The following is a 24,736-nucleotide window of genomic DNA, read 5'->3' on the forward strand; positions in this document are numbered from 1 at the left end:
GTCTCGGCAATGGCGCGCTGCCCTTCGTCGACGCACTGATCAGCGCGAGCGGCGGACCCTACACCGGCTAGCCGCCAGCACGCAGTTTGTTCCACCACCAAGCAAGGAGATTCACACATGGGTTCACTGACCGAGATCATGATGGCCGCGATCGCCGGACTGGGTTCCGCGGCCGAAGGCGACGGCCTGCTCGCCGCCTTCCTGGGTTCGGTAGAAGCCTTCTTCCCGTAATCCGATCCACCTCACTACCAGGAGTTTCACATGGGTTCCCTTTACGAACTGATGCAGACCGGCGCGGGCAGCCTGAGCAACGCGGCCCTGCCCTTCGTCCAGGCGCTGATCAGCGCCAGCGGTGGCACGCCCACCCCGGGTAAGTAATCCCAGCGAACGTAGTTCAGCGCGGTTCGGGGGTCGGCCACAGGTGGCAGGCCCCCGTTTCCGCCCGAGAAGTCAGCAGGCTCGCGACACCATGAACAACCAAATGCTCCGCGCCATCATGTCGGCCGTCTGCGCCCTCGCCGTGGCCTCGACGCCGGTCTTCGTCGACGGCGCGCAGGCATCGGCCGCGCCCGGCGCACGGCTGGTGAGTCAGACGCACGCCGGCCAGGTCGCCGACATCAGCGTGTACTCCCCCGCCATGGATCGCACGATCGCGCTGCGGGTGCTCCGGCCGGTCGACACCTCGACCCCGGCACCGACGCTGTATCTGCTGAACGGCGCGGGCGGCGGCGAGGATTCGGCCAACTGGCCAGGTCAGACCGATGCGGGTGGATTCTTCGGCGACAAGCATGTCAACGTCGTCATCCCGATGGAAGGCGCGTTCAGCTACTACACCGACTGGCAGCGACCGGACCCGGGCCTGGCGAAGAACCTCGAGAACAACGGCAACAACAAGTGGACGACGTTCCTCACCCAGGAGCTGCCGCCGGTGATCGACGCGGCCTTCGACACGAACGGCGTCAACGCCCTGGCCGGCATCTCGATGGCGGGGACGTCGGTGCTCGATCTCGCGATCCAGGCGCCTGACCTGTACCGCAGCGTCTCGGCGTACAGCGGCTGCGCGATGACCAGCGATCCGATCGGCCGCGCCTTCGTCTCCCTGGTCGTGCGGATGGGCGGCGGGAACACCGAGAACATGTGGGGTCCCGAGAGCGACGCCGCCTGGCGCGAGCACGATCCGTATGTGCAAGCCCATCGTTTGCCGAATATTCCCATCTACATTTCCGCGGGCACCGGATTGCCGGGACCGCACGACACTCTGTCGAATCCGCGCGTGCACATCAATGGCAAGAATCCGACGTCGATTCTCACGAATCAAATGCTCGTCGGCGGTGGCATCGAAGCGGCGACGGCGTACTGCACGGCGAATTTGGCGCAGCGCACCAGGGAACTCGGCCGGACGAATATCACCTACAACATCCGCCCGACCGGCACCCACTCCTGGGGCTACTGGGAAGACGACCTGCACGCCTCATGGCCGATGATGGCGACAGCCCTGGGCATATGAGCACCGAACTCCGGGTGGGCACCCGGCAGCTGAGTCCCCGGGACGCGGTCTTCGTCTACGACGAGACCGACCGGCACCTGTCCCATATCGTGGCGGTGTACTTCGCCGACTCGACGCGGGCCGCACCGCTCGACGCGGAACAGACGCTGGCGTGGGCACACAGCCGGATCGGGCACGCGGCGCTGTTCCATCGACGGCTGCGAAGGGTGCGGCTGGACGCGGATCTGCCGTACTGGGTACCCGACCCGACGCTGTCGGTCGACGCGCACGTGAGCTTCGAGCGGCCGGGCAACTGGGATGACGCTCGCACCCGGATAGCCGAACTCGCTTCCGCGCGTATGGATCTCACGCGACCGCCGTGGGAGATCCACATCCTCGATCGCGTGGACGGTGTGCCCGCGATGCCCGGCGAAACGACGCTGGTGGTGGTCAAGTTCCACCACAGTGTCGGCGACGGTATCGCGACCCGAGAGCTGGAACGGCTGCTGTTCGGCACCGAACCCGCACCGCCGGTGCGGCTCGAGCCGGCCCGGCCGCTCTCGACCGCCGTGCGCACGATCGCCGCGCTCGGATATCGCCCGATGCGGTTCGTAGCCGGACTGCGCCGCTTCCGGGTCGCGCGGGAGCAACTGCGGGCACTCGTCGAGACCGGTGCGGTGCGCGAACCACTCCCCGAGCGTCCGGCGACCCGTTTCAACCGAGACATCAACTCGGCGTTGACCTTTCACCTCACACCCATTCCGATGCGGGAAGTACTGGCGGCCAAGAACGCCGCACCGCACCGGGTCACGATCAACGACCTGATGTTGACGACGATCGCGGGCGCGCTGGCCACCTACCTCGCCGAGCACGACGAGACGCCCGACGGCTCGCTGGCCGCGATGGTGCCGATGTCGATGCGCGGCATCGCCGACTGGGACTCGGCGAACAAGCTCACCCAGATGGTCGTCGACCTGCACACCGACATCGCCGACCCGATCGCCCGTTTGCACGCCATCCAGGACTCCGCGGGCGCGGCCAAGAAACGAACGCGGGACCCGGTCGTGCAGCGCACCGAGCTGCGCGTGGAAACCGCGCCCGCGCTGCTCCTGCGCGCCGCGGGGTGGGCAAGGGCGCAGCGCCGCTTCGACGCGTCCCCGACGGTCCCGCTGTGCAACACCACGATCAGCAATGTCCCGCCGGTGACCGACGCCCTCGAATTCTGCGGGCGCCCGGTCACGCGAGCGGTCGGCGCGCTCCCCATTCTGGACGGCGACGGCCTACGCCACCTGATCACCTCGCAGGGTGACGAGATCGTCATCGCGATCACCACGAACGCGGAGATGATGCCCGACCCCGAGCATTACGACAAGCTGATCCTCGCGTCGTTCCACGAGCTCGCCGCCGCCCTGCACGCCCCCCACTAGCGCTGCAAGCAGCTGCTGCGGCGCACCGGAAGGCCGCGTTCCTCGAAGGCGCCGAGCAGGAGCTGGCCGCGGCGGGCGCCCGCGGACACATCCGCACGGGCCAGGTCGGGGACGTAAGTCGCCGCGCCGATGATGGATTCGCCGACGAGGGTCCAGAACCGGCGGGCGGGCAGGCCGGAGCAGCGGGTGAGCACCGACTGCAACGGGATCAGCGAGGAGGCGCAGCGTTGAGCGAGCCAGACCGCCATGGCGGCTTCGCAGGGGAAGGCGACCGCGCCGGGTTCGGGATCACAGTCGACGACCCGAATCGTGGTGTCCGACAGCCCCGCCCAGTCGATACCGCCGTCGTTGTCGTGGTGGATCCACAGGTTGTCGCGACCGGGATCCCAGGCCTGGGCATCCATGACGAACAGCGCGGTGACCCGGCCCGCGACGGCGTGGATGAGCGCGGTGGCGACCACTTCGGCGGCGATCTCGTCGTTGATCATCTCCGCGGCGTGGCGCCGGTACATCAGCTCGACGCGACCCTCGGAGAGCCCGTTCGGGACATGCCACCATCGCCGTTTGCCCTGTCCGCTCATCGCCGCGACGGCATACACGCGCGGATGCTCGGGTTGCAGCGATTGCAACCGGGCACAGGCGCGATCGAACGCGGCGGTGGTGCGGGACATGGCGGTGGTGACGGGCTCGGACATCGAACCTCCTCGAACGGTTGGTTCCCGTGACGATGATGTCTCGGAACATAGGTTAGGCTTACCAGACTTCACAAGTCGTGTCCGGTTTCGAGGCAGGAGAAGTTCGTCGCCGTGATCCACCCTGGCACCGTCAGACGTCGTCGTCTGACCGGGCTTCTTCTGCTCGTTGTCCTGCTCACCGTGGCGGTGGTGGCCAGCATTGCCGTCGGCACCCGCTCGCTCGCACCCACCACGGTGTTCGACGCCGTCACACACGCCCTCGGCTGCGACGGCGGCCCGTTCCGATGCCCGGCCCGCTCCACCGCCGAGGAAATCGTGCGTGAGCTTCGTCTGCCGCGCACCGCATTGGCCCTGGTCGCCGGGATGGCGTTGGGCGTCGCGGGCGCGCTCATCCAGGGGTATACCCGGAATCCGCTCGCTGATGCCGGATTGTTAGGACTCAATGCCGGCGCGGGGTTTCTGGCAGCGCTGAGCATCTTCGCGTTCGGGTTCACCGCGCCCGCGCAGTACATCTGGTTCGCCTTCGCCGGGTCCGCGATCGCGGGGATGATCGTGTTCGGGGTGTCCTCGATCGGCGGAGGTAAGGCGAGCCCGTTGAGCCTGGTCCTGGCCGGCGCGGCCGTCACCGCGTTTCTGCAGGCGATGACGAACGCGGTCATCGTGCTCGACAACGCGGCGCTCGACACCTACCGGTTCTGGGTGGTCGGCACCGTGAACGGTCGCGAAGCCGGGGTGTTCTGGCAGGTGCTGCCATTCCTCGTGCTCGGGATGGCGATGGCGGTCGCGGCGGCGCCGGGGCTGAATCTGCTGAGCCTCGGTGACGATGTGGCGCGCGGCCTCGGTGTCGACGTCGGGCGGGCGCGCGCGTTCGGGTTGGTCGCGGTAGTGCTGCTCAGCGGTGCCGCCACCGCGGCGGTCGGGCCGATCGCGTTCCTCGGGCTGGTGGTGCCGCATATCGCGCGGGTGATCACCGGGCCGGACAATCGGTGGCTGATCCCCTACTCGGCGTTGCTGGGTGGGTTACTGCTGCTGGTGGCCGATGTCGCCGGGCGGGTGATCGCGCCACCGGGAGAACTGCAGGTCGGCGTGATGCTGGCCGCCGTCGGTGCGCCGTTCTTCATCGCGCTGGTGCGTCGCAAGAAGTTGGTGTCGCTGTGAGCAAGATTCAGCCGAACACACCGGCCGAATCGGCAGGCTCCGAGCAGGCAGGTGCGAATCGAGCGGACGCCGACCACACAGTTCGGGCGGGCGCCGGGGAAGCAGGTACCCCTCCGGTGGGCAGCGATCGGCTCGACCATCATTCGGCCGACACGAACAAGGCTGTCCTGGACGCCGATTCCGTGGGCGCTGAGCAAGCAGACGCCGCGCTGCGGAAGGTGCGTCCCGCGCTGCGGGTCGGGCCGGTGTCGCTGGTGCTGCGTCCGGTGATGCTCGGCGTCGTCCTGGCCCTGGCAGTCGCGGTGTTTCTGCTGTTCTGCCTCGATATCGCCGTCGGCGACACCCATATCCCGCTCGGGCGCGTGCTCGATGTGCTCGGCGGCGGCGGTTCCCGCTCACAACGCTTCATCATCATCGAATCGCGATTGCCTCGCGCGCTCACAGCGGTGGTCGTCGGCGCCGCGCTCGGACTTTCCGGTGCGCTGATGCAGTCGATCCTGCACAACCCCCTCGCCGGGCCGGACGTTCTCGGCATCACCACCGGCGCGAGTGTGGGCGCGGTCGCGGTGCTGGTCGGCAGCGGTGGCGCGACGACCGGGCTGATCGCGACCGTCGGAGCACCTCTCGCCGCGCTGACCGGCGGCCTGCTCACCGCTGTTGTCATCTATCTCCTGGCCTGGGGACGCGGGCGCGGCGGCGAACGCGGTGTGACCGGGTTCCGGCTCGTTCTCATCGGCATCGGCGTGAACGCGGTGCTGATGTCGGTGATCAGCTGGCTGCTCACCCGCGCCAGCCTCACCGACGCCGCGCGCGCCCAGGTCTGGCTGAACGGATCGCTCAACGCGGCCGACATGTCCCGGGTCGTGCCCGCCGTGATCGCCCTGTCGGTGGTGACCGTCGTGTCGCTGGTGTCCGCGCGGACGCTGGCCACCTTGCGCCTCGGCGAGGAATCGACCCGGGTGCTCGGCGTGCGGATCCAGTCCCAGCAGGCGCTGCTCATCGGGGCGTCCGTGGTGGCGGCGTCGGTGGCGACCTCGGCCGTCGGGCCGGTCGGGTTCGTCGCACTGGCCGCGCCGCAGATCGCGCGGATGGCACTGCGCACGCCCGGCGAACCTCTGATCGCCTCGACCCTGACCGGTGCCGCCCTGGTCGCGGGCGCCGACATCATCTCGCGCACGCTGCTGCCCGTCGATCTGCCGGTCGGTATCGTCACCGCGGCGCTCGGTGGACCGTTCCTGCTCTACCTGCTCGTCCGCATGAATCGGAAGGCCACGCTCTCATGACCAGCCCCGTCCACCGCCTCGCCGCCGATACCGTTTCCCTCGGCTACGGCGACCGGGTGATCGTCGACGAGCTCACACTCGACATCTCTCCCGGCGTGGTCACCACGGTCATCGGCCCCAACGGCTGTGGTAAGTCGACGCTGCTGAAGTCACTGGGCAGGCTGCTTCGCCCGCGCGAGGGACAGGTCGTCCTCGACGGCAAGGCCATCTCATCGATGAAGACCAAGGACGTAGCCAGGGTGATCGGCATGCTGCCGCAGACACCCGTCGCCCCCGAGGGGCTCACCGTCGCCGACCTGGTCGCGCGCGGACGCCATCCGCATCAGTCCTGGTTGCGGCAGTGGTCGACCGACGACGAGACCGAGGTCGCCGCCGCGCTGGCCCAGACCGGCATCGCCGACCTGGCCGACCGCACCCTCGACGAACTCTCCGGCGGCCAACGACAGCGGGCCTGGATCTCCATGGCCCTGGCCCAGGGCACCGACATCCTGCTCCTCGACGAGCCGACCACCTACCTCGACCTCGCGCATTCCCTCGAAGTGCTCGACCTTGTCGACCGCCTGCACGCCGAGTTCGGGCGCACGGTGGTGATGGTGCTGCACGATCTCAATCTCGCGATCCGCTACAGCGACGAGCTCGTCGTCATGCGCGACGGCAAGATCGTCGCGCGCGGTAAACCGGCCGACATCGTCACCGCGAAACTGCTCGCGCAGGTGTTCGGTCTCGAAGCCACCGTGCTCACCGATCCGGTCTCGGGACGGCCGATGATCGTCCCGATCGGGACCAGACACGTGCACGGCGCGGCCGACTATGACGAATGACACACAGCAAACACCCCGTTACGACAAACTGTAGTACGCATGTTTGTCGTTGAGGCCGTAAAATCGGTGGGATGGCAGGTCTCGGCGAACTCGAAAAAGCGGTCATGGACCAGTTGTGGTCGGCCGATGAGCCACTCACGGTGCGGCAGGTCCACGAAGCACTGGCCGCGCGGCGCGAGCTCGCGTACACCACGGTGATGACGGTGCTCCAGCGACTGGCGAAAAAGGATCTGGTGGTCCAGCGACGCGACGATCGCGCGCATCGATACGCACCGGTGCACAGCCGCGACGAATTGGTCGCGAGCCTGATGGTCGACGCCTTGCAACAGGCCGACGCCGCAGGTAGTCGCGCCGCGGCGCTGGTGCACTTCGTCGAACAGGTCGGCAAGGACGAGGCGGATGCCCTGCGCGAGGCGCTCGCCAAGCTCGAATCCGACGAAAACAGCGGCTAGACTCCCTGGCGGCTCTCACAATGGGGTGAGCGCCCCTGGCCCCACAACGCAGTGAGCAGAGTCGATGAACGCAACCGCGGCAGTCTTTGCTGGTCTCGCCTTGCTTCTCGCAGGGCCGGTACCAGCGCTGCTCAGTCGCGCTACCTGGGTGCACCGCAGCCCGCGCGCGGCGCTGGTGTTGTGGCAGGCGATCGCCCTGGCCGCCGTGCTCAGCGCCTTCGGATCCGGACTGGCCATCGCCAGTCTGCTGCTGGTCCCCGGCCCCGACGGTAGGCCGACCACCTCGCCCACCAAGGAGATCGACGCGCTCGGTCTGCCGCTGTGGACGCTGTATGTGCTGGTCTTCGCGCTCACCTTGATGGTCGGCGCCCGCCTGATGTTCTCGATCGTGCGCGTCGGTGTCCACACCCGGCGCCGCCGCTCCCGCCATCGCATGCTGGTCGACCTGCTCGATCAGAGTGGCCCGGTACGTCGCGCCGCCGATATCCGCGTGCTGGCCGCCACCGAACCCATCGCCTACTGCCTGCCCGGCCTTCGTCAGCGGGTCGTGATCAGCGAAGGCACCCTGACCAGCCTCGACGACTCCGAGGTCACCGCCATCGTGAGCCACGAGCGCTCGCACCTGCGCGCCCGCCACGACCTGGTCCTCGAGGCCTTCACCGCCGTGCACGAGGCCTTTCCCCGGGTGGTCCGCAGCAAGGCCGCGCTCGGCCAGGTGAAACTGCTGATCGAACTGCTCGCCGACGACTCCGCGGTGAAGGTCACCGGGCCCAAACCGCTCGCCCGCGCCCTGATCGCCTGCGCCAAGTCCACCGCACCGCAGGGCGCGCTCGCCGCGGGCGGTCCGAGCACGCTGATCCGGATCCAACGGCTCGCAGGCCGCACCGGAGACGTGAGAGTCGCCACCGCCGCCTACCTCGGCTCGGCCGCGATTCTGGTCGTACCGACGCTCGCTGTCGCGGTGCCATGGCTGCAGGAACTCAGCCGGCTCTTCCACGGCTGACCTGGCGATCCCCCGCCGTACGCCGCGAGCGTTCCCAGCGCGGCGGCGCTCGCGCCGCTCCCTGTTTCGCGGCGGAACAGACCTTGCCACAACCACTTACCTGACCAGCCTGTTTACCCAACCGAGGCCGAACACGCCTATCCTGGGAGACCGGTCCTTCCTGCTGGGCCGCACCCCGCTCACGCCGAAGCGCGTATTCGGGTAATCGGCGCCGATCATCGTTCGGCGCGATTCGCAGCCCAACGAAAGGCCACCTTGACCAACTCTGCCCTGCCCACCGAACCGACCTTCGCCGAACTCGGCCTACCCGTCGAACTGGTGCAGACCCTGCGCAACGCGGGTATCGACAAGCCCTTCCCCATCCAGGCCGCCACCATCGGCGACGCCCTCTCCGGGCGTGACGTGCTCGGTCGCGGCCCGACCGGCTCGGGCAAGACCCTGGCCTTCGGCCTGCCGATGCTGACCCGCCTGGCCCAGGGTTCGCAGTCCAAGCCGGGCCGCCCGCGCGGCCTCGTGCTGGTACCGACCCGCGAACTCGCCACCCAGATCGAGAAGGCCCTCGAAGAGGCCGCCCGCTCGCTGGGCCTGCGCGTCGCCTCCGTCGTCGGCGGTGCGCCGATCAAGCGCCAGGCAGATCGCCTCGCACGCGGTGTCGACCTGCTCATCGCGACCCCTGGCCGCCTCGACGACCTGATCAAGCAGCGCAACGCCGACCTGTCGGATGTGACGATCACCGCGCTCGACGAGGCCGACCACATGGCCGACATGGGCTTCCTGCCCCAGGTCACCCGCCTGCTCGACCGCACCCCGAAGCAGGGTCAGCGCCTGCTGTTCTCGGCCACCCTCGACGGTGATGTCGACAAGCTGGTCAAGCGCTACATGCACAACCCGGTGACCCACTCGACCGCGCCCGCCGAGGCTTCGGTCAGCACCATGACCCACCACCTGCTCTACGTGCGCGACAAGAACATCAAGCGCACCGTGGCCACCGAGATCGCGGCGCGTGAGGGCCTGACCATCATGTTCGTGCGCACCAAGCACGGCGCCGACCGCCTGGCCAAGCAGCTGCGCGGCGCCGGTGTCGACGCGGGCTCGCTGCACGGCGGCAAGGCCCAGAACAACCGGGTCCGTACCCTGGCGGCCTTCGCCGACGGGTCGGTGCCGGTGCTGGTCACCACCGACGTCGCCGCGCGTGGCATCCACATCGACGGTGTCTCGCTGGTCGTGCACTTCGACCCGCCCGCCGAGCACAAGGCCTACCTGCACCGTGCGGGCCGCACCGCGCGCGCCGGGGAGGACGGTGTCGTGGTCACCCTCGTCACCGACGAGGAGCGCAAGGACGTCGCCGCGATGACCCGCAAGGCGGGCGTGCGGACCGACGGTGTCGACGTGCGCCCCGGCGACCGGAACCTGGTGGAGATCACCGGCGCCCGCAAGCCCAGTGGGATCGCACTGGCCGCGCCGGTCGCCCCCGCGCAGCCGACCAGGTCGGCGAACGGCGGCGGGCGGACCCGTCGTCCACGCACCGGTGGCGCGCCTGCCGCCGAGGCGGGCCGCGGTGGCGCACCGCGCCGCGAGCGTCCGGCACACGAGCCGCGCACGCGCTCCGGTGGACACGCCCGCACGGGCGACACGCCGACGAATTCTCGTCGTCGCGCCGCGCGTCCGGCCGCTCCCGCCGCGCACCGCAACCGCACGGCAAACTGAATTATCGCGTGGCCGAACCGATTACGGTTCGGCCACGCGTCTGTTTCCCAGAGTTGGAACACGGCGACTTTCCGCTCGTAGATCAGCGCAGGCAAGGGCCGGATCCCGCACACTGAGCCCGTGACGAACCATGAGATCGCCACCGTCGTTTTCGCGCTCATCGCGGCCATGTTGATCGCGCTGGGCGCCGTAGCGCAGCAACGGGCGGCCGCGGCGGTACCGGAAGGCAAGTCGCTGCTGGGCGGCCTGCTCCGCAGCCCACGCTGGTGGTCCGGCGTCGTCGGCGACGCCGGTGGTTACGCGATGCAGGTCGTCGCGCTGGCCTTCGGCGCGGTACTGGTGGTGCAACCGATTCTGGTGAGCGCCTTGGTCTTCGCGCTCCCGCTGTCCGCGCGACTCAACGGGCAGCGGATCACCGCCCGCGCCGCCACGATCGCGCTGATTCTCGTCGGGGCGCTCGCGCTGTTCCTGATCGTGGGTGATCCGACCGCGGGTGAGGACACGGCGCCGTTCCGAGAGTGGTTGATGCCCTTGGCGATTCTGCTCGCCGTCGTCGTGGCCGCGACCGTCACCGGACTGCTGATCGCCAGCCGATCGGGGCAGGCGCTCGCCCTCGGCCTCGCCGGTGGCGCCCTGTTCGGAACGGCCGCGGCACTTACCGATCGCGTGGTCACCCTGTTCGGCGACGGGATCGGCGCGGTGCTCGGCGGGTGGCAGACCTGGACGCTGCTGGCCGCGGGACTGCTCGGCGTGTACCTGCAACAGCGCGCGTTCCAGGCCGGACCGTTGTCGGCCTCGCTGCCCGCCGCGACCATCGCCGAACCACTGGCCGCCGCGTTCCTCGGCCTCACCGCCCTCGACGAGCACCTACGCACCGACGGCGTCGGCTTGATCGTGGTCGGCGCCTGCGTGGTGGTGATGTGCGCGGCGACGGTCGCGCTGTGCCGCACCAGAGCGGTCGCCGACGAACCCGCGCGCTGAAACGTCGCGAGGATTGCACACCGCGGTGCTCACAGGGCTACTATCAATCAAGTGCGATTTCTTCCGGGACCCCAGCCGCCGTATGACCTGACCTACGACGACCTGTTCCTGGTCCCGAACCGGACCGAGGTAGCGTCCCGGTTCGATGTGGACCTGGCCAGCGTCGATGGGTCCGGCACCACCATCCCCCTCGTGGTCGCGAACATGACCGCTGTCGCGGGCAAGCGGATGGCCGAGACCGTCGCCCGGCGCGGCGGCCTCGTGGTGCTCCCCCAGGACCTGCCGATCCCGGCGGCCGCCGACACCATCGCGTTCGTCAAGAGCCGCTCGCTCACCGCCGACACCCCCGTCACCCTCGACCCCGATCGTTCGGTGTCCGACGCGATGGCGCTGATGCACAAGCGCGCGCACGGTGCCGTCGTGGTCGTCGAGGGCGGCAAGCCCGTCGGGGTGGTCACCGAGGCCGCCTGCGCCGATGTCGACCGGTTCGCGCGCCTGCGCGAGGTCGCGTTCACCGATTTCGTCCAGGTGCCTGTCGAGGCGTCCCCGCGCGACATCTTCGACCGCCTCGCCGAGGCGCACGCCCAGCTCGCGGTGCTCACCAACTCCGACGGCACCCTGGCCGGCGTGATGACCCGCACCGGCACCGTCCGCGCGGGCATCTACACCCCCGCCGTCGACGCGAACAACAAGCTGCGCGTCGCGGCCGCCGTCGGCATCAACGGTGACGTGGCCGCCAAGGCGAAGGCACTCGCCGAGGCGGGCGCCGACGTGCTCGTCCTCGACACCGCGCACGGCCACCAGACCAAAATGCTCGAATCCTTGCGCACCGTCGCCGATCTGGGCCTCGGCCTGCCCCTGGTCGCGGGCAACGTGGTCTCCACCGAAGGCACTCGCGATCTGGCCGAAGCCGGCGCGACCATCATCAAGGTCGGTGTCGGCCCCGGCGCCATGTGCACCACCCGCATGATGACCGGTGTCGGTCGCCCGCAGTTCTCCGCCGTGGCCGAATGTGCCGCCGCGGCAAAGGAACTCGGCGTGCACGTGTGGGCTGACGGTGGCGTTCGGCACCCCCGCGACGTCGCCCTCGCGCTGGCCGCCGGTGCGTCGAACGTGATGATCGGTTCCTGGTTCGCGGGCACCTACGAATCCCCGGGCGACCTGCGCATCGACCGCGACGGCAACAAGTACAAGGAAAGCTTCGGCATGGCCTCCAAGCGCGCCGTCGCCGCCCGCACCGCCGCCGACAGCAGCTTCGACCGCGCCCGCAAGGCACTGTTCGAAGAGGGCATCTCCAGCTCGCGGATGCGTCTGGACCCCGAGCGTCCCGGCGTCGAGGACCTCATCGACCACATCTGCTCCGGCGTGCGCAGCTCCTGCACCTACGCCGGGGCCCGCTCGCTGCCGGAATTCCACGACAAGGCCGTGCTCGGCGTGCAGTCCGCCGCGGGCTTCGCCGAGGGAAGGCCGCTGCCCAGCGGCTGGTGAACCGCGCACACGGCGGTCGATCGAACCTTCGATCGACCGCCGTTGTCGTGTCCGGCCCCGCGCCGCTGACACATCATGGGTGGGCACCGATTACTATGGAGTTGCCGATCACGGCACCTGCTCGACTCCCGCCTCGAAAGGATCCAGTTGTCACCCGCGTCCAAGGGCGCCACACAGGAGGGCTCCTCTACGGAGCCGGGTGACAAACCCGGCGTCCTCCTTTTCGCAGCGTCCGTTCGACCTTTCCCGCCGGCACCGCTCGGGCGGTGCTGAGAATGTCCATCGTTCTGACCGTGCTCAGCCTGCTCGGCTTCGTCGCACTCACCCTCGGAACGGCGCTGTTCGTCGCCGCCGAGTTCTCCCTCACCGCACTGGAACGCAGCACCGTCGAAGCGGCCGCCCGCGAAGGTGACACCCGGTCACGGCTGGTGAAACAGGCCCATCACACCCTGTCGTTCCAGCTCTCCGGCGCCCAGCTCGGCATCACGATCACCACACTGATCACCGGCTACATCGCCGAACCCGTCCTGGCCAGATTGCTCGATCCGCTGCTGAGCGGCCTCGGCTTGAGCGAAACAGCTTCGCACGCTGTGGCATTGGCACTGGCCTTGATCATCGCGACCTCGCTGTCGATGATCTACGGCGAACTGGTGCCGAAGAACATCGCGATCGCCGAGCCGATGAAGGTCGCCCGGCTCACCGCTGGTCCGATGATCGGGTTCTCCGCCCTGTTCAAGTGGCTCATCCGCTTCCTCAACGGCTCCGCCAACCAGGTGGTCCGCAGGTTCGGCATCGAGCCCGCCGAGGAATTGCGTTCGGCCCGCTCGCCCCAGGAGCTCGGTTCGCTCGTGCGCACCTCCGCCCAGCGTGGCGCGATGGATCAACGCACCGCGCAGGTGATGGACCGCTCGCTCGAATTCGGTGAGCGCAGCGCCGAGGACCTGATGACCCCGCGCGTGAAGGTCGAATCGCTCGACCGCCACGACACCATCGCCGACCTCATCGCCGCCGCCGCCCGCACCGGCTACTCCCGGTTCCCGGTGGTCGACGGCGACCTCGACAACACGCTCGGCGTGGTGCACGTCAAGCAGGCGTTCACCCATCCGGGCGAGCTGCGCAAGCAGATCCGGTTGAGCGAGCTGGCCGTCGCGGTGCCGATCGTGCCCGCCAGCCTGGACGGCGACGAAGTCCTGGAGCGGGTGCGCGCCGACGGCATGCAGGTGGCGCTGGTCGTCGACGAATACGGCGGCACCGCGGGCATGGTGACCATGGAAGACCTGATCGAGGAGATCCTCGGCGACGTGCGCGACGAGCACGACGAGGAGGAACGCGATGTCCGCCGGGTCTCCGACGGCTGGGACTGCTCGGGTCTGATGCGCATCGACGAGGTGTCGCGCGCGACCGGCTACGACGCGCCGGAAGGTGAATACGAAACCCTCGGCGGGCTGGTACTGGCCCAGCTCGGCCGCATCCCGGTGACCGCCGACGACGTGGTGCTGCCCGAATCCCGCGGTTCCGGTGGCGGCTGGATCGCCCGGGTGGAACGAATGGACGGACGGCGCATCGACCGGGTGCGGCTGATCCCGGTCGACGCGGCGAACCTGGCGGAACGGGAGCACAACCATGGGTGACCTGTTCGGACTCTTCCTGACCGTCGCGCTCCTGGCAGGCAACGCGTTCTTCGTCGCCGCCGAGTTCGCGCTCATCTCCGCCCGCCGCGACCGCCTCGAAGCCCTTGTCGCACAAGGGAAGAAGAAGGCGCAAACAGTGATCGAGGCGGGCGAGAACCTGTCGATCATGCTGGCCGCGGCCCAGCTCGGCATCACCATCTGCTCGATCCTGCTCGGCCGCGTCGGCGAGCCCGCGATCGCGCACCTGATCGAGCGTCCGTTCGAACTGCTCGGCCTGCCGGATCAGCTCCTGCATCCCGTCGGTTTCGCGCTCGCGCTCACCATCGTGGTGATCCTGCATATCCTGCTCGGCGAGATGGTGCCGAAGAACATCGCGCTCGCGGGTCCGGAACGCTCGGCGCTGCTGCTGGTGCCGATCCACCTGCTGTGGTTGCGGATCGCCCGGCCGCTGATCGCGCTGTACAACCTCGCCGCGAACATGACACTGCGGATGATGCGGATCGAGCCGAAGGACGAACTCGACGCCACCGTGTCGACCGTGGAACTGGCCGAGATGATCGGCGAATCCCGCTCCGAGGGCCTCCTCGACGAAGAGGAACACCGCAGGCTCACCCAGGCCCTCGGCACCTCCGACCAGGTCGTCGGCGACGTCATGGTCCCGTTGGCCAAAGCCAGATCGGTACCGCTGATCGGCAACGGCACCACCCTCGGCGAGGTCGAAGCGGCGGTCTCCGAAACGGGCTTCTCCCGCTACCCGGTGGCCGCGTCGGACGGCTCCCTGGTCGGTTACCTGCACATCAAGGACGTCCTCGACGAGGTAGCCGACGACAACGCGGGTCCCGACACCGTCATCCCCCGCACCGACATCCGCCCCTTGCCCACCGTGAGCACCGGAACTCCGCTCTACGAGGCACTGGCTCGTCTCCGCCGCACCAGCAGCCACCTGGGCCGCGTCGTCGACAGCCGAGGCAACACCGTCGGCGTGGTCGCCCTGGAGGACCTCATCGAAGAGTTCGTCGGCACCGTCCGAGACGGGACCCACCGCATCGCCGACTGAATTCCTCGCTCCACACCGGACCCCGGCCGCAGGCGGTCCGGTTCAGAGTCGAGCCTGCGAGCGGCGAACCGTCTCGGGATCGATCTCCTGGATCTGGACGACAACACCGTCGGGATCGGTCACCCGGATGCTGCGGCCGAAGTCCTCCGCGACGAGCGTGTAGTCGTAGCCGCCCGCCGCAAGGCGGGCGGCTACGTCCTCGAGCGGCTCGTCGGTGGAGAAGCCGAGCTCGACCGCCCCGGGCGCGCGCCCCTTCGACACAGCGGCGTCGTGGACACCGACCGCCCCGGCAGGCGCGTCGAGCTGTGCCCAGACCGCGACGCCACCGTCGGCGCGATAGGTGAGTCCCAGACCTTCGTAGAAGCGGCGCGAGGCCGCCACGTCGGCAACGTATCGGATGGGCAGAACTGTCAGCACGGAATCTTCTCCTCGGAAATCATGCGGTCCGGCGAGCCGGGCGACCCGTCGGCGGGCCACGAACTCACTGTGCTTCGCGTGCGGAAGATCGTCGTTCACACGACCACGTCCCGGCGGATACTGACACTAGAGTGGCGGATTGTGGTGGAACCAGTCAGCTTGGACGCCGATGACCGGCGCGTGCTGCATGCGCTGCAGCTCGAATCTCGCGCCTCGTTCGCCCGGATCGGCGCGGTACTCGGCATGTCGGAGCGCAGTGTGTCCCGCCGCTATCACCGCCTGCGTTCTCAGCTGATCCTGCGCATCGTGGGTATCACCCGCCACGACGGGCCGGACCAGGCGGACTGGATCATCGACCTCACCCCGTCGCCGGGCTCGGCCGGCACGGTTGCCCGCGCGCTGGCCGCCCGCGCGGACACATCCTGGATCGCCTCGCTGGCCGGTACCGGCGGACTTTTCTGCATTCTGCGGACGACAGCCGCCGACTGCCACGCGCTTGCCCAGCTCCGGCAGATGCCGCAGGTCGGGGATGTCACCGCCCAGCGGCTGCTCGCACCCGTCGCAGGTGTCGGCGGGTGGCCCGGCCGGCTCCAAGCCCTCACCCCCGAGGAACAGCGCGCTCTGCTCCAGCACGATCATCCCGACCTCGCGCAGCCTCGGCCCGTCCCGTCGCACACCGCCGAGGACAAGCGCCTGCTGACACTGCTGGCCACCGACGGCCGGATGAGCGTCGCGCGGCTCGCCAGAGCGTCAGGGATCGCCGAATCGACTGTGCGCCGCCGGATCACCGAGCTCACCGCGCACGGCGTCCTGATGTTCGAAGTCGAAGTCGATCCGAAACTGTACGGCCGCAGCATCGACGTCATCTGCCGGCTCGATGTTCGTCCCGAGTCCCTTCGGTACGTCGCCGACGCCCTCGGTACACATGCCGAGGTGGCCTTCGCCGCCACCACGAGTGGCACGAGCACCGTGCTGGCCATCCTCGAACTCACTGACGCCGAGGCCCTGCACAACTACCTCGCCGACGGCATCGGGGCGCTACCCGGGGTGAATCGGGCGCACACCGAGGTCGTCGCCGAGTGGATCAAACGTGCTGGCCCGCTTCCACTTCCCCGCCGCTGAGGCCGGCCCCTCTGCGTCGGCCGAACGAAACCACGCCGAATCAGGGTTTGCCCGGATGTGAACGGCCGCCCGCCATCCGATACTTAAGATACGATTCCGTATCTTAAGGGGAGTTCATGTCGCGAGGTCTTCGCCATCTGCTCGTGTGGCTGCATGTGATCTCGGCGGTCAGCTGGCTCAGCCAAGCGGCCGCCTTGTCCGTACTCCTGCTGGTCAGTGCCATTTCGGCACCGGGCGAGCGAAAAACGGGCACTGCGGCCGCGGCGGAACTGCTCGATCAGACCGTGCTGGTGTATTCGGCCAATACGGCTGCTTTCACCGGCCTGATCCTGGCTGCGGTCACCGCGTGGGGGTACTTCCACCACTGGTGGGTGTGCGTGAAATTCGTTCTCACCATCGGACAGCTGTATGTCGGCATTTTCATTCTGTCCTCGGCGATGCACGAGTCCGTGGCGGCGGCCGAAAAGGGCGTCGACGGTTCCGCGGTCGCGCTGGGGATCACCGGTGGCGTGATGGCCGCGGTGCTGGCCTTTCAGGTGTGGCTGTCGGTCGCCAAGCCGTGGGGACGGACGCCGTGGGGTGAACGGGCTCGCACACGTCCGGTGGCGGCACCGACCTGGCTGTACGCGCTCGGTGTCCTCGCGCCGCTGGTCGATCTGGGTTTCGGTGTCGCGGTGGGTGATCCGACGCCGGTGGTGTCGTTGTCGACGCTGGTCATCGCGCTCGTCAGCCGGTTGTGGCGAGCGCGGAAGACGACCACGCCTCGCCTCCGCGACGAACACACCTCGACAGGCACGATCGAACGGGTCATCATGCTCACCCCTGCCGTCGCGGCATTGCGCATCGCCGGTGACGCGAACCCATGGGAACCGGGCGCACACCTCGACCTCACCCTGCCCTCCGGAAAGACCAGGCAGTACTCACTGTGCGGCGACCCCACCGACCGGACCGGCTACGACATCGCCGTGCTGCGCGAAGACGGCGGACGCGGCGCCTCGCGAGAGATCCACGCACTGACAGTCGGTGACACCGTGCGAATCAGCCGCCCGCGCAACAACTTCCCGCTGGTCGAAGCGCCCGCGTACGTGTTCGTCGCCGGCGGCATCGGGATCACGCCGTTCCTCCCGATGATCGCGCGCCTGGCCGCCGACGGCCGACCGTGGCGGTTGATCTACCGCGGCCGATCGCGCGACGATATGCCGTTCGCCGCCGACCTCGAGCGCGCCTATGGCGAGCGGGTCACGGTGCTGCCCTCGGCGACCACACCACGTCCCGACCTACCCGCCCTGCTCGCCGAGCAACCCGGCGGAACCGCCGTCTACTGCTGCGGGCCCGACACCCTGATCCGCGCCATGTCGGAATATGCCGGTCCCACACTACATTTCGAACGTTTCGCACCCGCCCCACGAGACGACGCACCCAACGCGGCCTTCGACCTGTACCTGGCGCGAGCCCACCGCGTCGTCCGCGTTCCCGCCGAGGTCAGCGCCCTCGAAGCCCTTCGAACAGCTCTGCCCACCGCGCCGGGGTCGTGCGAGAACGGGCTGTGTGGCAGTTGTGTGCTGCGAGTCGAAGCCGGGCATCCCGACCACCGCACAGACGTCGCCGAGGACTGCGCGGACATCTTCCACCCGTGCGTATCTCGGTCCCGAGGACCGTTGCTGGTGGTCGACGCCTGACAGCACCCAGCACCGCTACGCTGGTCGGAATGGATTCCGCACAGCCAGTACGCACCCGGCGCCGGGGTGAGGATCTGCTGCGTGCCATTCATTCCGCCGTGCTCGGTGAGCTCGCCGACGTGAGCTACGGCAACCTGACGATGGAGAGCGTGGCAGCCAGAGCCGGTTGCGGCAAAGCACCCCTGTACCGACGCTGGAAAACCAAGGACGACATGGTGCTCGACGCTGTGCGCCACGGGTTTCCGCTGCGCGCGGGGCCGACATATACCGGAAACCTCCGCGACGATCTGTTGGCGCTCCTGCGCGGCATGGCGGCCGGGCTCGCAGGCCCGTTCGGTGGCATCCTCCGTGCCGTCCTCAGCGAGACCCACCGCCGACCCGCGCTGATGACGGCACTGCACGAATCGATCTTCGACCCGCGCGCGGTCGACATGCGCGCACTGCTGCGCGCCGCGGCCGCCGCAGGCGAGATCCGCGCCGACGCCGTGCACTCGCCTGCCGCGACCCTCGGACCCGAACTGGTCATGTTCCGGTTCCTGACCGAGGGCACTCCCCTGCCCGACACGACGATCACCGAGATCGTCGACGACATCGTCCTGCCTCTGCTGTCCTGAATATCGCGTAGGCCGTCCCCGGCGATTCACCCTTGACGATTGGTAACCGATAGCTTACCAATTAAGGAGTGGACGTATTCGAGGCATTGGCCGACCCCGTGCGCCGCGACCTGCTCTGCCGCCTTGCCGACGCACCAGCCAGGGTCGTCGATCTCGCCGCGGAATACCCCATCAGCAGGCCGGCGATCAGCAAGCATCTCCGGATACTCACCGACGCCGGCCTTGTCCGCGCCGAATCGCACGGCCGCGAACGCCACTATCGCCTGGCCCGCGCGGGCCTGGCACCGTTGCACGACTATCTGGAACAGCTGCAGCCGACCCGGCTGCCGATTCCGGAGCACGCGCTCGACGGTCTCGACCTCGAGGTCCGCCGCACCACCCGGGAACGCCGAGCCACGCCGAGCACAAACAGCGACAAGGAGCAGACCGCATGAGCACCCCCACCGCGAGCGGACACCGCCGCGACCGCACCGACGGCATCTACTGCGAATGGACCCGAACCTTTCGCGCACCGATCTCCGACGTCTGGGCCGCCGTCACCGACCCGCAGCGACTCGCGCGCTGGCTCGGCACCTGGACCGGTGACCCGTCGTCCGGCGAGGTGAAGTTCCAGATGCTCTTCGAGGATGAGATGCCCGCCGAGCGATTCCGGATCGACGAATGCGACGCCCCGTACCGGCTGCGGGTCACCACCTCCATGCCCTACGACGGGGAGAACCCCGAACACTGGCAGCTGCGCCTCGACCTCACCGAGGAAGGCGGCATCACCACGCTGACGTTCGCCCAGAACGTGCCCGACCCCACCATGGCGGAGAACGTCGGACCGGGCTGGGACTACTACCTCGACCGTCTGGTCGCCGCCGAAGACGACCGCGACCCAGCCACCGTGAGCTTCGACGACTACTACCCTGCCTTGTCCGAGCACTACCGCGAGGAATTCGGGCGCGAGAGCTGAGCTGGATCCACGATGTGCCGCCGCGGGGCTCGACTACTGTTCGCCGGGTAAGCGATCAAGGGTCCCGAGGCCGTGGATCAGGATGTCGACGGGGTGCTCACCTGCGCAGCAGCGGCTGCGCGCTGTGCGTGCCCGCTCGCCGTCCGGAGAAGACGCAGTCGGCCAGCGACAGCCCGCTGACGTAGGAATTCGCGCAGACGCCGACCGCCGCACGCCCGGCGGCGAAGAGTCCCGCCACGACTCCCCCGTTCTCGGCGCGCACAGCGCCGGTGTCCTCGTCCACCAGCAGACCACCGAGGGTGAGCATCGGCATGGGATAGGTGAGCCGCGCCTTGAACGAGATGTCGAGCAGGGCGAAGGGTCCGGTGCGAAGAGGTCGACGGATGTCGTCGGGTTTACCCAGCGGATCGGGACGGTTGTGTTCGACAGCTCGGTTGTGCGCGTCCACGGTTTCCCGCAGCGCGGACCCGTCGATCCCGGCGCGCGCGGCGACCTCTTCGACGGTGTCGCCGCCCACTCGCCCGATCCGCAGCAGGCGCTCGGTCTGCATTCGCTGGAACCACACCGACTGGGTGCCGATCTGCCGACGGGCTTCGGCCTCGAGCTCCGCGTCCACGAGCAGCCATGCGCGGTGGCCTGGGCTGGCCGCGATGGCCGCGCCCAGCGCCGCGCCGTAGCGGGACTCGTCGATCATGCGCCGGCCCGAGGCATTCACCGCGATCGCTCCGAACAGGGCGCTGGGCGGGGCGATGAAGCGCCACGTCGACATCGCGTCCATGTTGCCGCTGGCCGCACCGATGTCGAGGGCCATGGTGATGCCGCTGCCGTCGTCACCAGCGCTCCCCAGTGGCAGTCCTTGCGACCACGGATAGGCGGGGGCGTGCCGAGCGACCATCTCCCCGTTCGCGATGAACCCACCCGTGGTGAGCACGACTCCGGATCTGGCCTGGATCCGGACCGGCAGTCCGTGTTTGTGCTCGATCCGGGCCAGCAGCGTTTCCATCGCCCGGCGCAGACCAGGGTGATACACACCGGGTTTCGCCGAGAGGCGAGCGAGCGCGGCGAATCGGCGGCGCACCGCCACGGGCGCGTTGTCGATCGTGACCGCCTCGACGCCGGTCACCCGCCCGTCCTCGACAACGAGCCGCGTCACCCTGGTACCGGTGCGGACGCGAACGCCACGCCGGGCCGCCGACTCGGCCAGCGGCCCGAACAGTGCCTTGCCGGAGACGCCGGGACCGTGGACGCGGTGGCCACGCTGGCGTGGCTTCGCGAGTTCCCGATAGCGGCCCGACATTTCGCTGCCCGAGAAGTACAAGTAGTAGTCGTCGGTGGGGTACGACGTCTTGTACGGACACACCGACGCCTGGAAGGGCACGCCGTGCTCGGTCAGCCAGTCGATCATCGCCGCGGATCCTTCGCAGAATCGGCGCAGCGTCGAGGCGCTCACGGCGTCACCGACCTCGGCCTGCAGATACGCGAGCATGTTGTCGACATCGTCGTCGATGCCGGCCGCACGTTGCACCCACGTGCCGCCGCCCGCGTACACGATGCCACCCGACAGCGCCGTGGCACCGCCACCCAGATACCGGTCGACGGCCAAGACCTCGGCGCCGGATTCCCGCGCGGCCAGCGCCGCGGCCACCCCCGCGCCGCCGTATCCGACGACCACGACATCGGCTGCATCGTCCCAGGTCCGCACTTGTTCCACCTCTCGAGCAAAGGCCGACCACATCGCCGCCCGACTGTCACATGTTCCAGTCAAACTATAACGTGTTCTAGAAATCCGGCGGGGTCAACCGGCAGCCTTCTCCTCGCGCGCTTGCGATGCCTGTACACAGCCACTGTCGTCCTGCATCCGATGCCGATCCGGACAGCGCCGGTTCACTCGAGTAGCCCCACAGCGGGCCACGTGTCGACCCGAGGGCGGGTTCGGGGCGGATCCGTCGCCGTGGACCGGTGCGGGAGAATGGCCAGGTGAACGTGCACGACGACCTGACCCCGCCCCTCGACCCACCGGTGTTACCAGTGCTCGAGTGGCAGGCTCGTGCGCAGGCACACCGGCAGCGGCTCGACCGCCTGGTCGGGCCGTATCTGGAGCGGCGGGCGGCGGGGACCACCCATCCGGTCGTGGATTTCTTGTTCACCTACTACGGCAACAAGCCTTCGCAGTTGCGCCGCTGGCATCCGGGCTTCGGGATCGGATTGCGCGACGCGGGCGAATACCGCGGTGCGCGCGGGTACTACGAGCTTGCTCGGGAGCGGGGCGTGTTCACCGCCGACCCGGCGTATCTGTCGAAGCGACGCGACACGATCGCGTTCGTCTCCCGGCTGCTCACCGCCACCGCGCGGCGTCCGGCGCAGTTGTCGTGTTTCGGACTGCACGAGTGGGCGATGGTCTATCGCACCGACGAGGTGCGGCACCAGCAGGTTCCGCTGCGTCTGGGCCACGCGGGCACCGACGCGGTCGTGGAGTCGATGTCGTTGCGCTGCACGCACTTCGATGCGTTCCGCTTCTTCACGCCGGAGGCGGTGGGCCGCAACGCCGAACCGCTCGCCCGCGCAGACCAAGTGGAGCGCGAACAGCCGGGTTGCCTGCATGCCAACATGGATTTGTACAAGTGGGGATTCAAACTCGCCCCACTGATCTCCTCGGATCTACTCCTCGACTGCTTCGAACTCGCCTGCACCGCACGCGAACTCGATATGCGAGCCAGTCCCTACGACCTGTCCGATTTCGGCTACGAACCGGTCCGCATCGAAACCCCCACCGGCCGAGCCGATTACGTTCGCGCCCAGGCAGCCATCGCCGAATCCGCTGACGCACTGCGCGCTCGCCTGCGGCTGGCCTGCGCCGAGTTGTCCTCGGCGCAGGCCGGATTCGACGCTATCGGCTAGCTCCGATCCGTCGCTCGGGGCTCGTCCTTGTCGAGAGTCAGACCTTCCGGCTCCTCCACCGACGCCTCGGTGACGAGGGCGAAATCACCGTCGTGCAGTTCGGTGCCCTTGTCGACGGCGATCTCGACCAGTTCGACGCCGCGGTCCATTCGCACGATCAGCGGGTCGTCGCTCAGGTCCTTGTACAACGACACACACATGGCCACCATCACCACCAGGAACGGGAGCGACACGACGGTGGTCAAGGCTTGCAGGCCGGTCAGCGCACCGCCGAGATTGTCGGAATCGGCGATCGCCAGCATGATCGCGGCGACGGCGCCGGTGGCCGCACCCCAGAAGATGACAACCCATTTCGACGGTTCGATGCTGCCACGCTCGGACAGCGTGCCCATCACGATGGAGGCCGCGTCGGCACCGGAGACGAAGAAGATGGCGACGAGGATCATCACGACCACCGTGGTAACCGAGGTGATCGGGTACTGGTCGAGCAGGTGGAACAGCGCGAAGTTGGAGTCGACCGTGCCGTCGGCTTCGGTGAGGTCACCGTCCTTGGTCTGCTCGAAGATGCCCGCGCCGCCGAAGATCGCGAACCACAGCAGGCTCACCACGCTCGGCACCAGCAACACGCCGGTGACGAACTGGCGGATGGTGCGGCCACGGCTGATCCGCGCGATGAACATGCCGACGAACGGCGTCCACGAGATCCACCAGGCCCAGTAGAAGATCGTCCAGCTCGACAGCCACGCCTTCATCGCCTCGTCACCGGCGCCGGTGCGCGAGGCCATGGTGGGCAGGTTCTCGATGTAGTCGCCGAGCGAGGTCGGCAGCATGTTCAGGATGAACAGCGTCGGGCCCGCGATGAACACGAACGCCGCGATGGCAAGGGCCAGCACCATATTGATGTTGGACAGCCACTGGATGCCACGCGCGACGCCGGAGACCGCCGACAGCACGAAGGCCACGCACAGCCCCGAGATGATCGCGACCAGACCGACCTTGCCGATGCTGTCGATCCACCCGTTGAACTCCATGCCCGCGCCGATCTGCAGGGCACCGAGGCCGAGGGAGGCGGCCGAGCCGAACAGGGTCGCGAAGATCGCCATCATGTCGATGACCCGACCGCCGATGCCGTCGGCGTGGTGGCCGAGCAGCGGCCGGAACACCGCGGAGATCAACTGTGAGCGGCCTTTTCGGAACGTGCCGTAAGCGATGGCCAGGCCCGCGACGGCGTAGATCGCCCACGGGTGCAGGGTCCAGTGGAACAAGGTGGTGGCCATGGCGATCTCACCCGCGGCCGGTGAGCCGGGTTCGGCGGTGTGCGGCGGCGGGTTCACGAAGTGCGACAACGGTTCCGCCACACCCCAGAACATCAGGCCGATGCCCATGCCCGCGCTGAACATCATCGCGATCCACGACACGGTGCGGAATTCGGGTTTCTCGTCGTCGGCGCCCAGCGGGATCCGGCCGTAGCGGCTGATCGCCAGCCAGATCACGAACACCACGAACGCTGTCGCGGTGAGCACGAACAGCCAGCCGGTGTTGGTGATGACCCATTTCTGAGCCGTGCTCGCCGCGGAGGCAAGGCCCTCGTCGTCGAGCACACCCCAGGCGACGAAGGCGAGTGCACCGATCGCGGTGGCGCAGAAGATGAGTAGATCCAGCCGGGGTCTACCCGGCGACCCACCGGCTACCACTCCGCCGGGCGGCGGTGCGGTGCCGGAACTTCCTACGACATCGTTCGACATGGATCCGAGTCCTCTCCGATCGCGGAAACTCCCCGCCTTTACAGACGCGCTTGTCGTGCAGAGCAACCGTACAGCGTATGGACGGTGACCCGCCGTAAGCGCGAGCACCGCCCAACA

General features: G+C 68.5%; 22 protein-coding genes. 18 read left to right on the forward strand and 4 right to left on the reverse strand.

The annotated features are described in order from the left end of the window. The first annotated feature begins 469 nt into the window (after window positions 1–469). Complete coding sequence (locus ACWZHB_RS15725) at window positions 470–1,507, forward strand: alpha/beta hydrolase (RefSeq protein WP_427908683.1); 1,038 nt, start codon at window positions 470–472, stop codon at window positions 1,505–1,507. Continuing rightward, window positions 1,504–2,913 carry a wax ester/triacylglycerol synthase family O-acyltransferase gene (locus ACWZHB_RS15730; protein ID WP_427908684.1) on the forward strand — a complete coding sequence of 470 codons (1,410 nt, stop codon included), beginning with the start codon at window positions 1,504–1,506 and terminating at the stop codon, window positions 2,911–2,913. The genes ACWZHB_RS15725 and ACWZHB_RS15730 overlap by 4 nt, the downstream gene beginning before the upstream one ends. On the opposite strand, the gene ACWZHB_RS15735 is transcribed toward ACWZHB_RS15730, so the two are convergent. After that, window positions 2,910–3,608 (reverse strand): hypothetical protein, encoded by a 699-nt coding sequence (locus ACWZHB_RS15735; protein WP_266290216.1) that lies wholly within the window; start codon window positions 3,606–3,608, stop codon window positions 2,910–2,912. The genes ACWZHB_RS15730 and ACWZHB_RS15735 overlap by 4 nt on opposite strands. 111 nt (window positions 3,609–3,719) lie before the next feature. Between ACWZHB_RS15735 and ACWZHB_RS15740 the strand changes: the two genes are divergently transcribed. From ACWZHB_RS15740 to ACWZHB_RS15785, 10 genes are all read left to right on the forward strand, one after another. After that, entirely contained in the window at window positions 3,720–4,766 is a 1,047-nt protein-coding gene (locus ACWZHB_RS15740; protein WP_427908685.1) for a FecCD family ABC transporter permease, read from the forward strand. After that, complete coding sequence (locus ACWZHB_RS15745; protein WP_427908686.1) at window positions 4,763–6,049, forward strand: FecCD family ABC transporter permease; 1,287 nt, start codon at window positions 4,763–4,765, stop codon at window positions 6,047–6,049. Before ACWZHB_RS15740 ends, ACWZHB_RS15745 begins: the two co-directional genes overlap by 4 nt. Then, entirely contained in the window at window positions 6,046–6,870 is an 825-nt protein-coding gene (locus ACWZHB_RS15750) for an ABC transporter ATP-binding protein (RefSeq protein ID WP_427908687.1), read from the forward strand. The genes ACWZHB_RS15745 and ACWZHB_RS15750 overlap by 4 nt, the downstream gene beginning before the upstream one ends. A 62-nt stretch (window positions 6,871–6,932) precedes the next feature. Further along, the gene (locus tag ACWZHB_RS15755) at window positions 6,933–7,322 is read left to right on the forward strand and encodes a BlaI/MecI/CopY family transcriptional regulator (RefSeq protein ID WP_279537543.1); all 390 of its coding nucleotides are present in this window, start codon (window positions 6,933–6,935) and stop codon (window positions 7,320–7,322) included. A gap of 64 nt (window positions 7,323–7,386) precedes the next feature. Then, entirely contained in the window at window positions 7,387–8,325 is a 939-nt protein-coding gene (locus ACWZHB_RS15760) for a M56 family metallopeptidase (protein WP_266290226.1), read from the forward strand. 255 nt (window positions 8,326–8,580) lie between these two features. Continuing rightward, window positions 8,581–10,032, forward strand: a complete 1,452-nt coding sequence (locus ACWZHB_RS15765; protein WP_427908688.1) for a DEAD/DEAH box helicase — start codon at window positions 8,581–8,583, stop codon at window positions 10,030–10,032. 120 nt (window positions 10,033–10,152) lie between these two features. Beyond that, window positions 10,153–11,013 carry a DMT family transporter gene (locus tag ACWZHB_RS15770; RefSeq protein ID WP_427908689.1) on the forward strand — a complete coding sequence of 287 codons (861 nt, stop codon included), beginning with the start codon at window positions 10,153–10,155 and terminating at the stop codon, window positions 11,011–11,013. 51 nt (window positions 11,014–11,064) lie between these two features. Beyond that, entirely contained in the window at window positions 11,065–12,501 is a 1,437-nt protein-coding gene (locus ACWZHB_RS15775) for a GuaB1 family IMP dehydrogenase-related protein (RefSeq protein ID WP_427908690.1), read from the forward strand. 275 nt (window positions 12,502–12,776) lie between these two features. After that, entirely contained in the window at window positions 12,777–14,132 is a 1,356-nt protein-coding gene (locus tag ACWZHB_RS15780; protein WP_427908691.1) for a hemolysin family protein, read from the forward strand. Next, window positions 14,125–15,189, forward strand: coding sequence for a hemolysin family protein (locus ACWZHB_RS15785; protein WP_427908692.1), 1,065 nt, complete (start codon window positions 14,125–14,127; stop codon window positions 15,187–15,189). The genes ACWZHB_RS15780 and ACWZHB_RS15785 overlap by 8 nt, the downstream gene beginning before the upstream one ends. A gap of 42 nt (window positions 15,190–15,231) precedes the next feature. Here ACWZHB_RS15785 and ACWZHB_RS15790 read toward each other — a convergent pair whose 3' ends face one another. Continuing rightward, window positions 15,232–15,606, reverse strand: coding sequence for a VOC family protein (locus ACWZHB_RS15790; RefSeq protein ID WP_427908693.1), 375 nt, complete (start codon window positions 15,604–15,606; stop codon window positions 15,232–15,234). Between the two features lie 141 nt (window positions 15,607–15,747). On the opposite strand from ACWZHB_RS15790, the gene ACWZHB_RS15795 reads away from it, so the two are divergent. The 5 genes from ACWZHB_RS15795 (at window position 15,748) to ACWZHB_RS15815 (ending at window position 19,976) form a co-directional block, all read left to right on the forward strand. Beyond that, the gene (locus ACWZHB_RS15795; protein WP_427908694.1) at window positions 15,748–16,728 is read left to right on the forward strand and encodes an Lrp/AsnC family transcriptional regulator; all 981 of its coding nucleotides are present in this window, start codon (window positions 15,748–15,750) and stop codon (window positions 16,726–16,728) included. A gap of 116 nt (window positions 16,729–16,844) precedes the next feature. Beyond that, on the forward strand, window positions 16,845–18,407 hold the full coding sequence (locus ACWZHB_RS15800) for a PDR/VanB family oxidoreductase (protein WP_427908695.1): 1,563 nt from the start codon (window positions 16,845–16,847) through the stop codon (window positions 18,405–18,407). Between the two features lie 29 nt (window positions 18,408–18,436). Further along, window positions 18,437–19,021 carry a TetR/AcrR family transcriptional regulator gene (locus ACWZHB_RS15805; protein ID WP_427908696.1) on the forward strand — a complete coding sequence of 195 codons (585 nt, stop codon included), beginning with the start codon at window positions 18,437–18,439 and terminating at the stop codon, window positions 19,019–19,021. A 68-nt stretch (window positions 19,022–19,089) separates the two neighbouring features. Next, window positions 19,090–19,455, forward strand: coding sequence for an ArsR/SmtB family transcription factor (locus ACWZHB_RS15810; protein WP_427908697.1), 366 nt, complete (start codon window positions 19,090–19,092; stop codon window positions 19,453–19,455). After that, window positions 19,452–19,976, forward strand: coding sequence for an SRPBCC family protein (locus ACWZHB_RS15815; protein WP_427908698.1), 525 nt, complete (start codon window positions 19,452–19,454; stop codon window positions 19,974–19,976). Before ACWZHB_RS15810 ends, ACWZHB_RS15815 begins: the two co-directional genes overlap by 4 nt. Before the next feature lie 97 nt (window positions 19,977–20,073). Here the strand turns inward: ACWZHB_RS15815 and ACWZHB_RS15820 are convergent, their stop codons facing one another. Continuing rightward, window positions 20,074–21,711, reverse strand: a complete 1,638-nt coding sequence (locus tag ACWZHB_RS15820) for an FAD-binding protein (protein WP_427908699.1) — start codon at window positions 21,709–21,711, stop codon at window positions 20,074–20,076. A 242-nt stretch (window positions 21,712–21,953) separates the two neighbouring features. Here ACWZHB_RS15820 and ACWZHB_RS15825 point away from each other — a divergent pair, with 242 nt between their 5' ends. Beyond that, window positions 21,954–22,874: a 3-methyladenine DNA glycosylase gene (locus ACWZHB_RS15825; RefSeq protein ID WP_427908700.1), complete on the forward strand. Its 921-nt coding sequence runs from the start codon at window positions 21,954–21,956 to the stop codon at window positions 22,872–22,874. On the opposite strand, the gene ACWZHB_RS15830 is transcribed toward ACWZHB_RS15825, so the two are convergent. Continuing rightward, complete coding sequence (locus ACWZHB_RS15830; protein WP_427908701.1) at window positions 22,871–24,619, reverse strand: BCCT family transporter; 1,749 nt, start codon at window positions 24,617–24,619, stop codon at window positions 22,871–22,873. The two genes, ACWZHB_RS15825 and ACWZHB_RS15830, sit on opposite strands and share 4 nt — an antisense overlap. Window positions 24,620–24,736: the final 117 nt, after the last annotated feature.

The sequence above is a fragment of the Nocardia sp. FBN12 genome, assembly GCF_054031145.1.

What these genes read in the sequence shown, in the direction of transcription:
- ACWZHB_RS15725 (WP_427908683.1), top strand. Translation starts at nt 470, where the DNA reads ATGAACAACCAAATGCTCCGCGCCATCATGTCGGCCGTCTGCGCCCTC.
- ACWZHB_RS15730 (WP_427908684.1), top strand. Translation starts at nt 1,504, where the DNA reads ATGAGCACCGAACTCCGGGTGGGCACCCGGCAGCTGAGTCCCCGGGAC.
- ACWZHB_RS15735 (WP_266290216.1), bottom strand. Translation starts at nt 3,608, where the DNA reads ATGTCCGAGCCCGTCACCACCGCCATGTCCCGCACCACCGCCGCGTTC.
- ACWZHB_RS15750 (WP_427908687.1), top strand. Translation starts at nt 6,046, where the DNA reads ATGACCAGCCCCGTCCACCGCCTCGCCGCCGATACCGTTTCCCTCGGC.
- ACWZHB_RS15760 (WP_266290226.1), top strand. Translation starts at nt 7,387, where the DNA reads ATGAACGCAACCGCGGCAGTCTTTGCTGGTCTCGCCTTGCTTCTCGCA.
- ACWZHB_RS15780 (WP_427908691.1), top strand. Translation starts at nt 12,777, where the DNA reads ATGTCCATCGTTCTGACCGTGCTCAGCCTGCTCGGCTTCGTCGCACTC.
- ACWZHB_RS15785 (WP_427908692.1), top strand. Translation starts at nt 14,125, where the DNA reads ATGGGTGACCTGTTCGGACTCTTCCTGACCGTCGCGCTCCTGGCAGGC.
- ACWZHB_RS15800 (WP_427908695.1), top strand. Translation starts at nt 16,845, where the DNA reads ATGTCGCGAGGTCTTCGCCATCTGCTCGTGTGGCTGCATGTGATCTCG.
- ACWZHB_RS15805 (WP_427908696.1), top strand. Translation starts at nt 18,437, where the DNA reads ATGGATTCCGCACAGCCAGTACGCACCCGGCGCCGGGGTGAGGATCTG.
- ACWZHB_RS15815 (WP_427908698.1), top strand. Translation starts at nt 19,452, where the DNA reads ATGAGCACCCCCACCGCGAGCGGACACCGCCGCGACCGCACCGACGGC.
- ACWZHB_RS15820 (WP_427908699.1), bottom strand. Translation starts at nt 21,711, where the DNA reads ATGTGGTCGGCCTTTGCTCGAGAGGTGGAACAAGTGCGGACCTGGGAC.
- ACWZHB_RS15830 (WP_427908701.1), bottom strand. Translation starts at nt 24,619, where the DNA reads ATGTCGAACGATGTCGTAGGAAGTTCCGGCACCGCACCGCCGCCCGGC.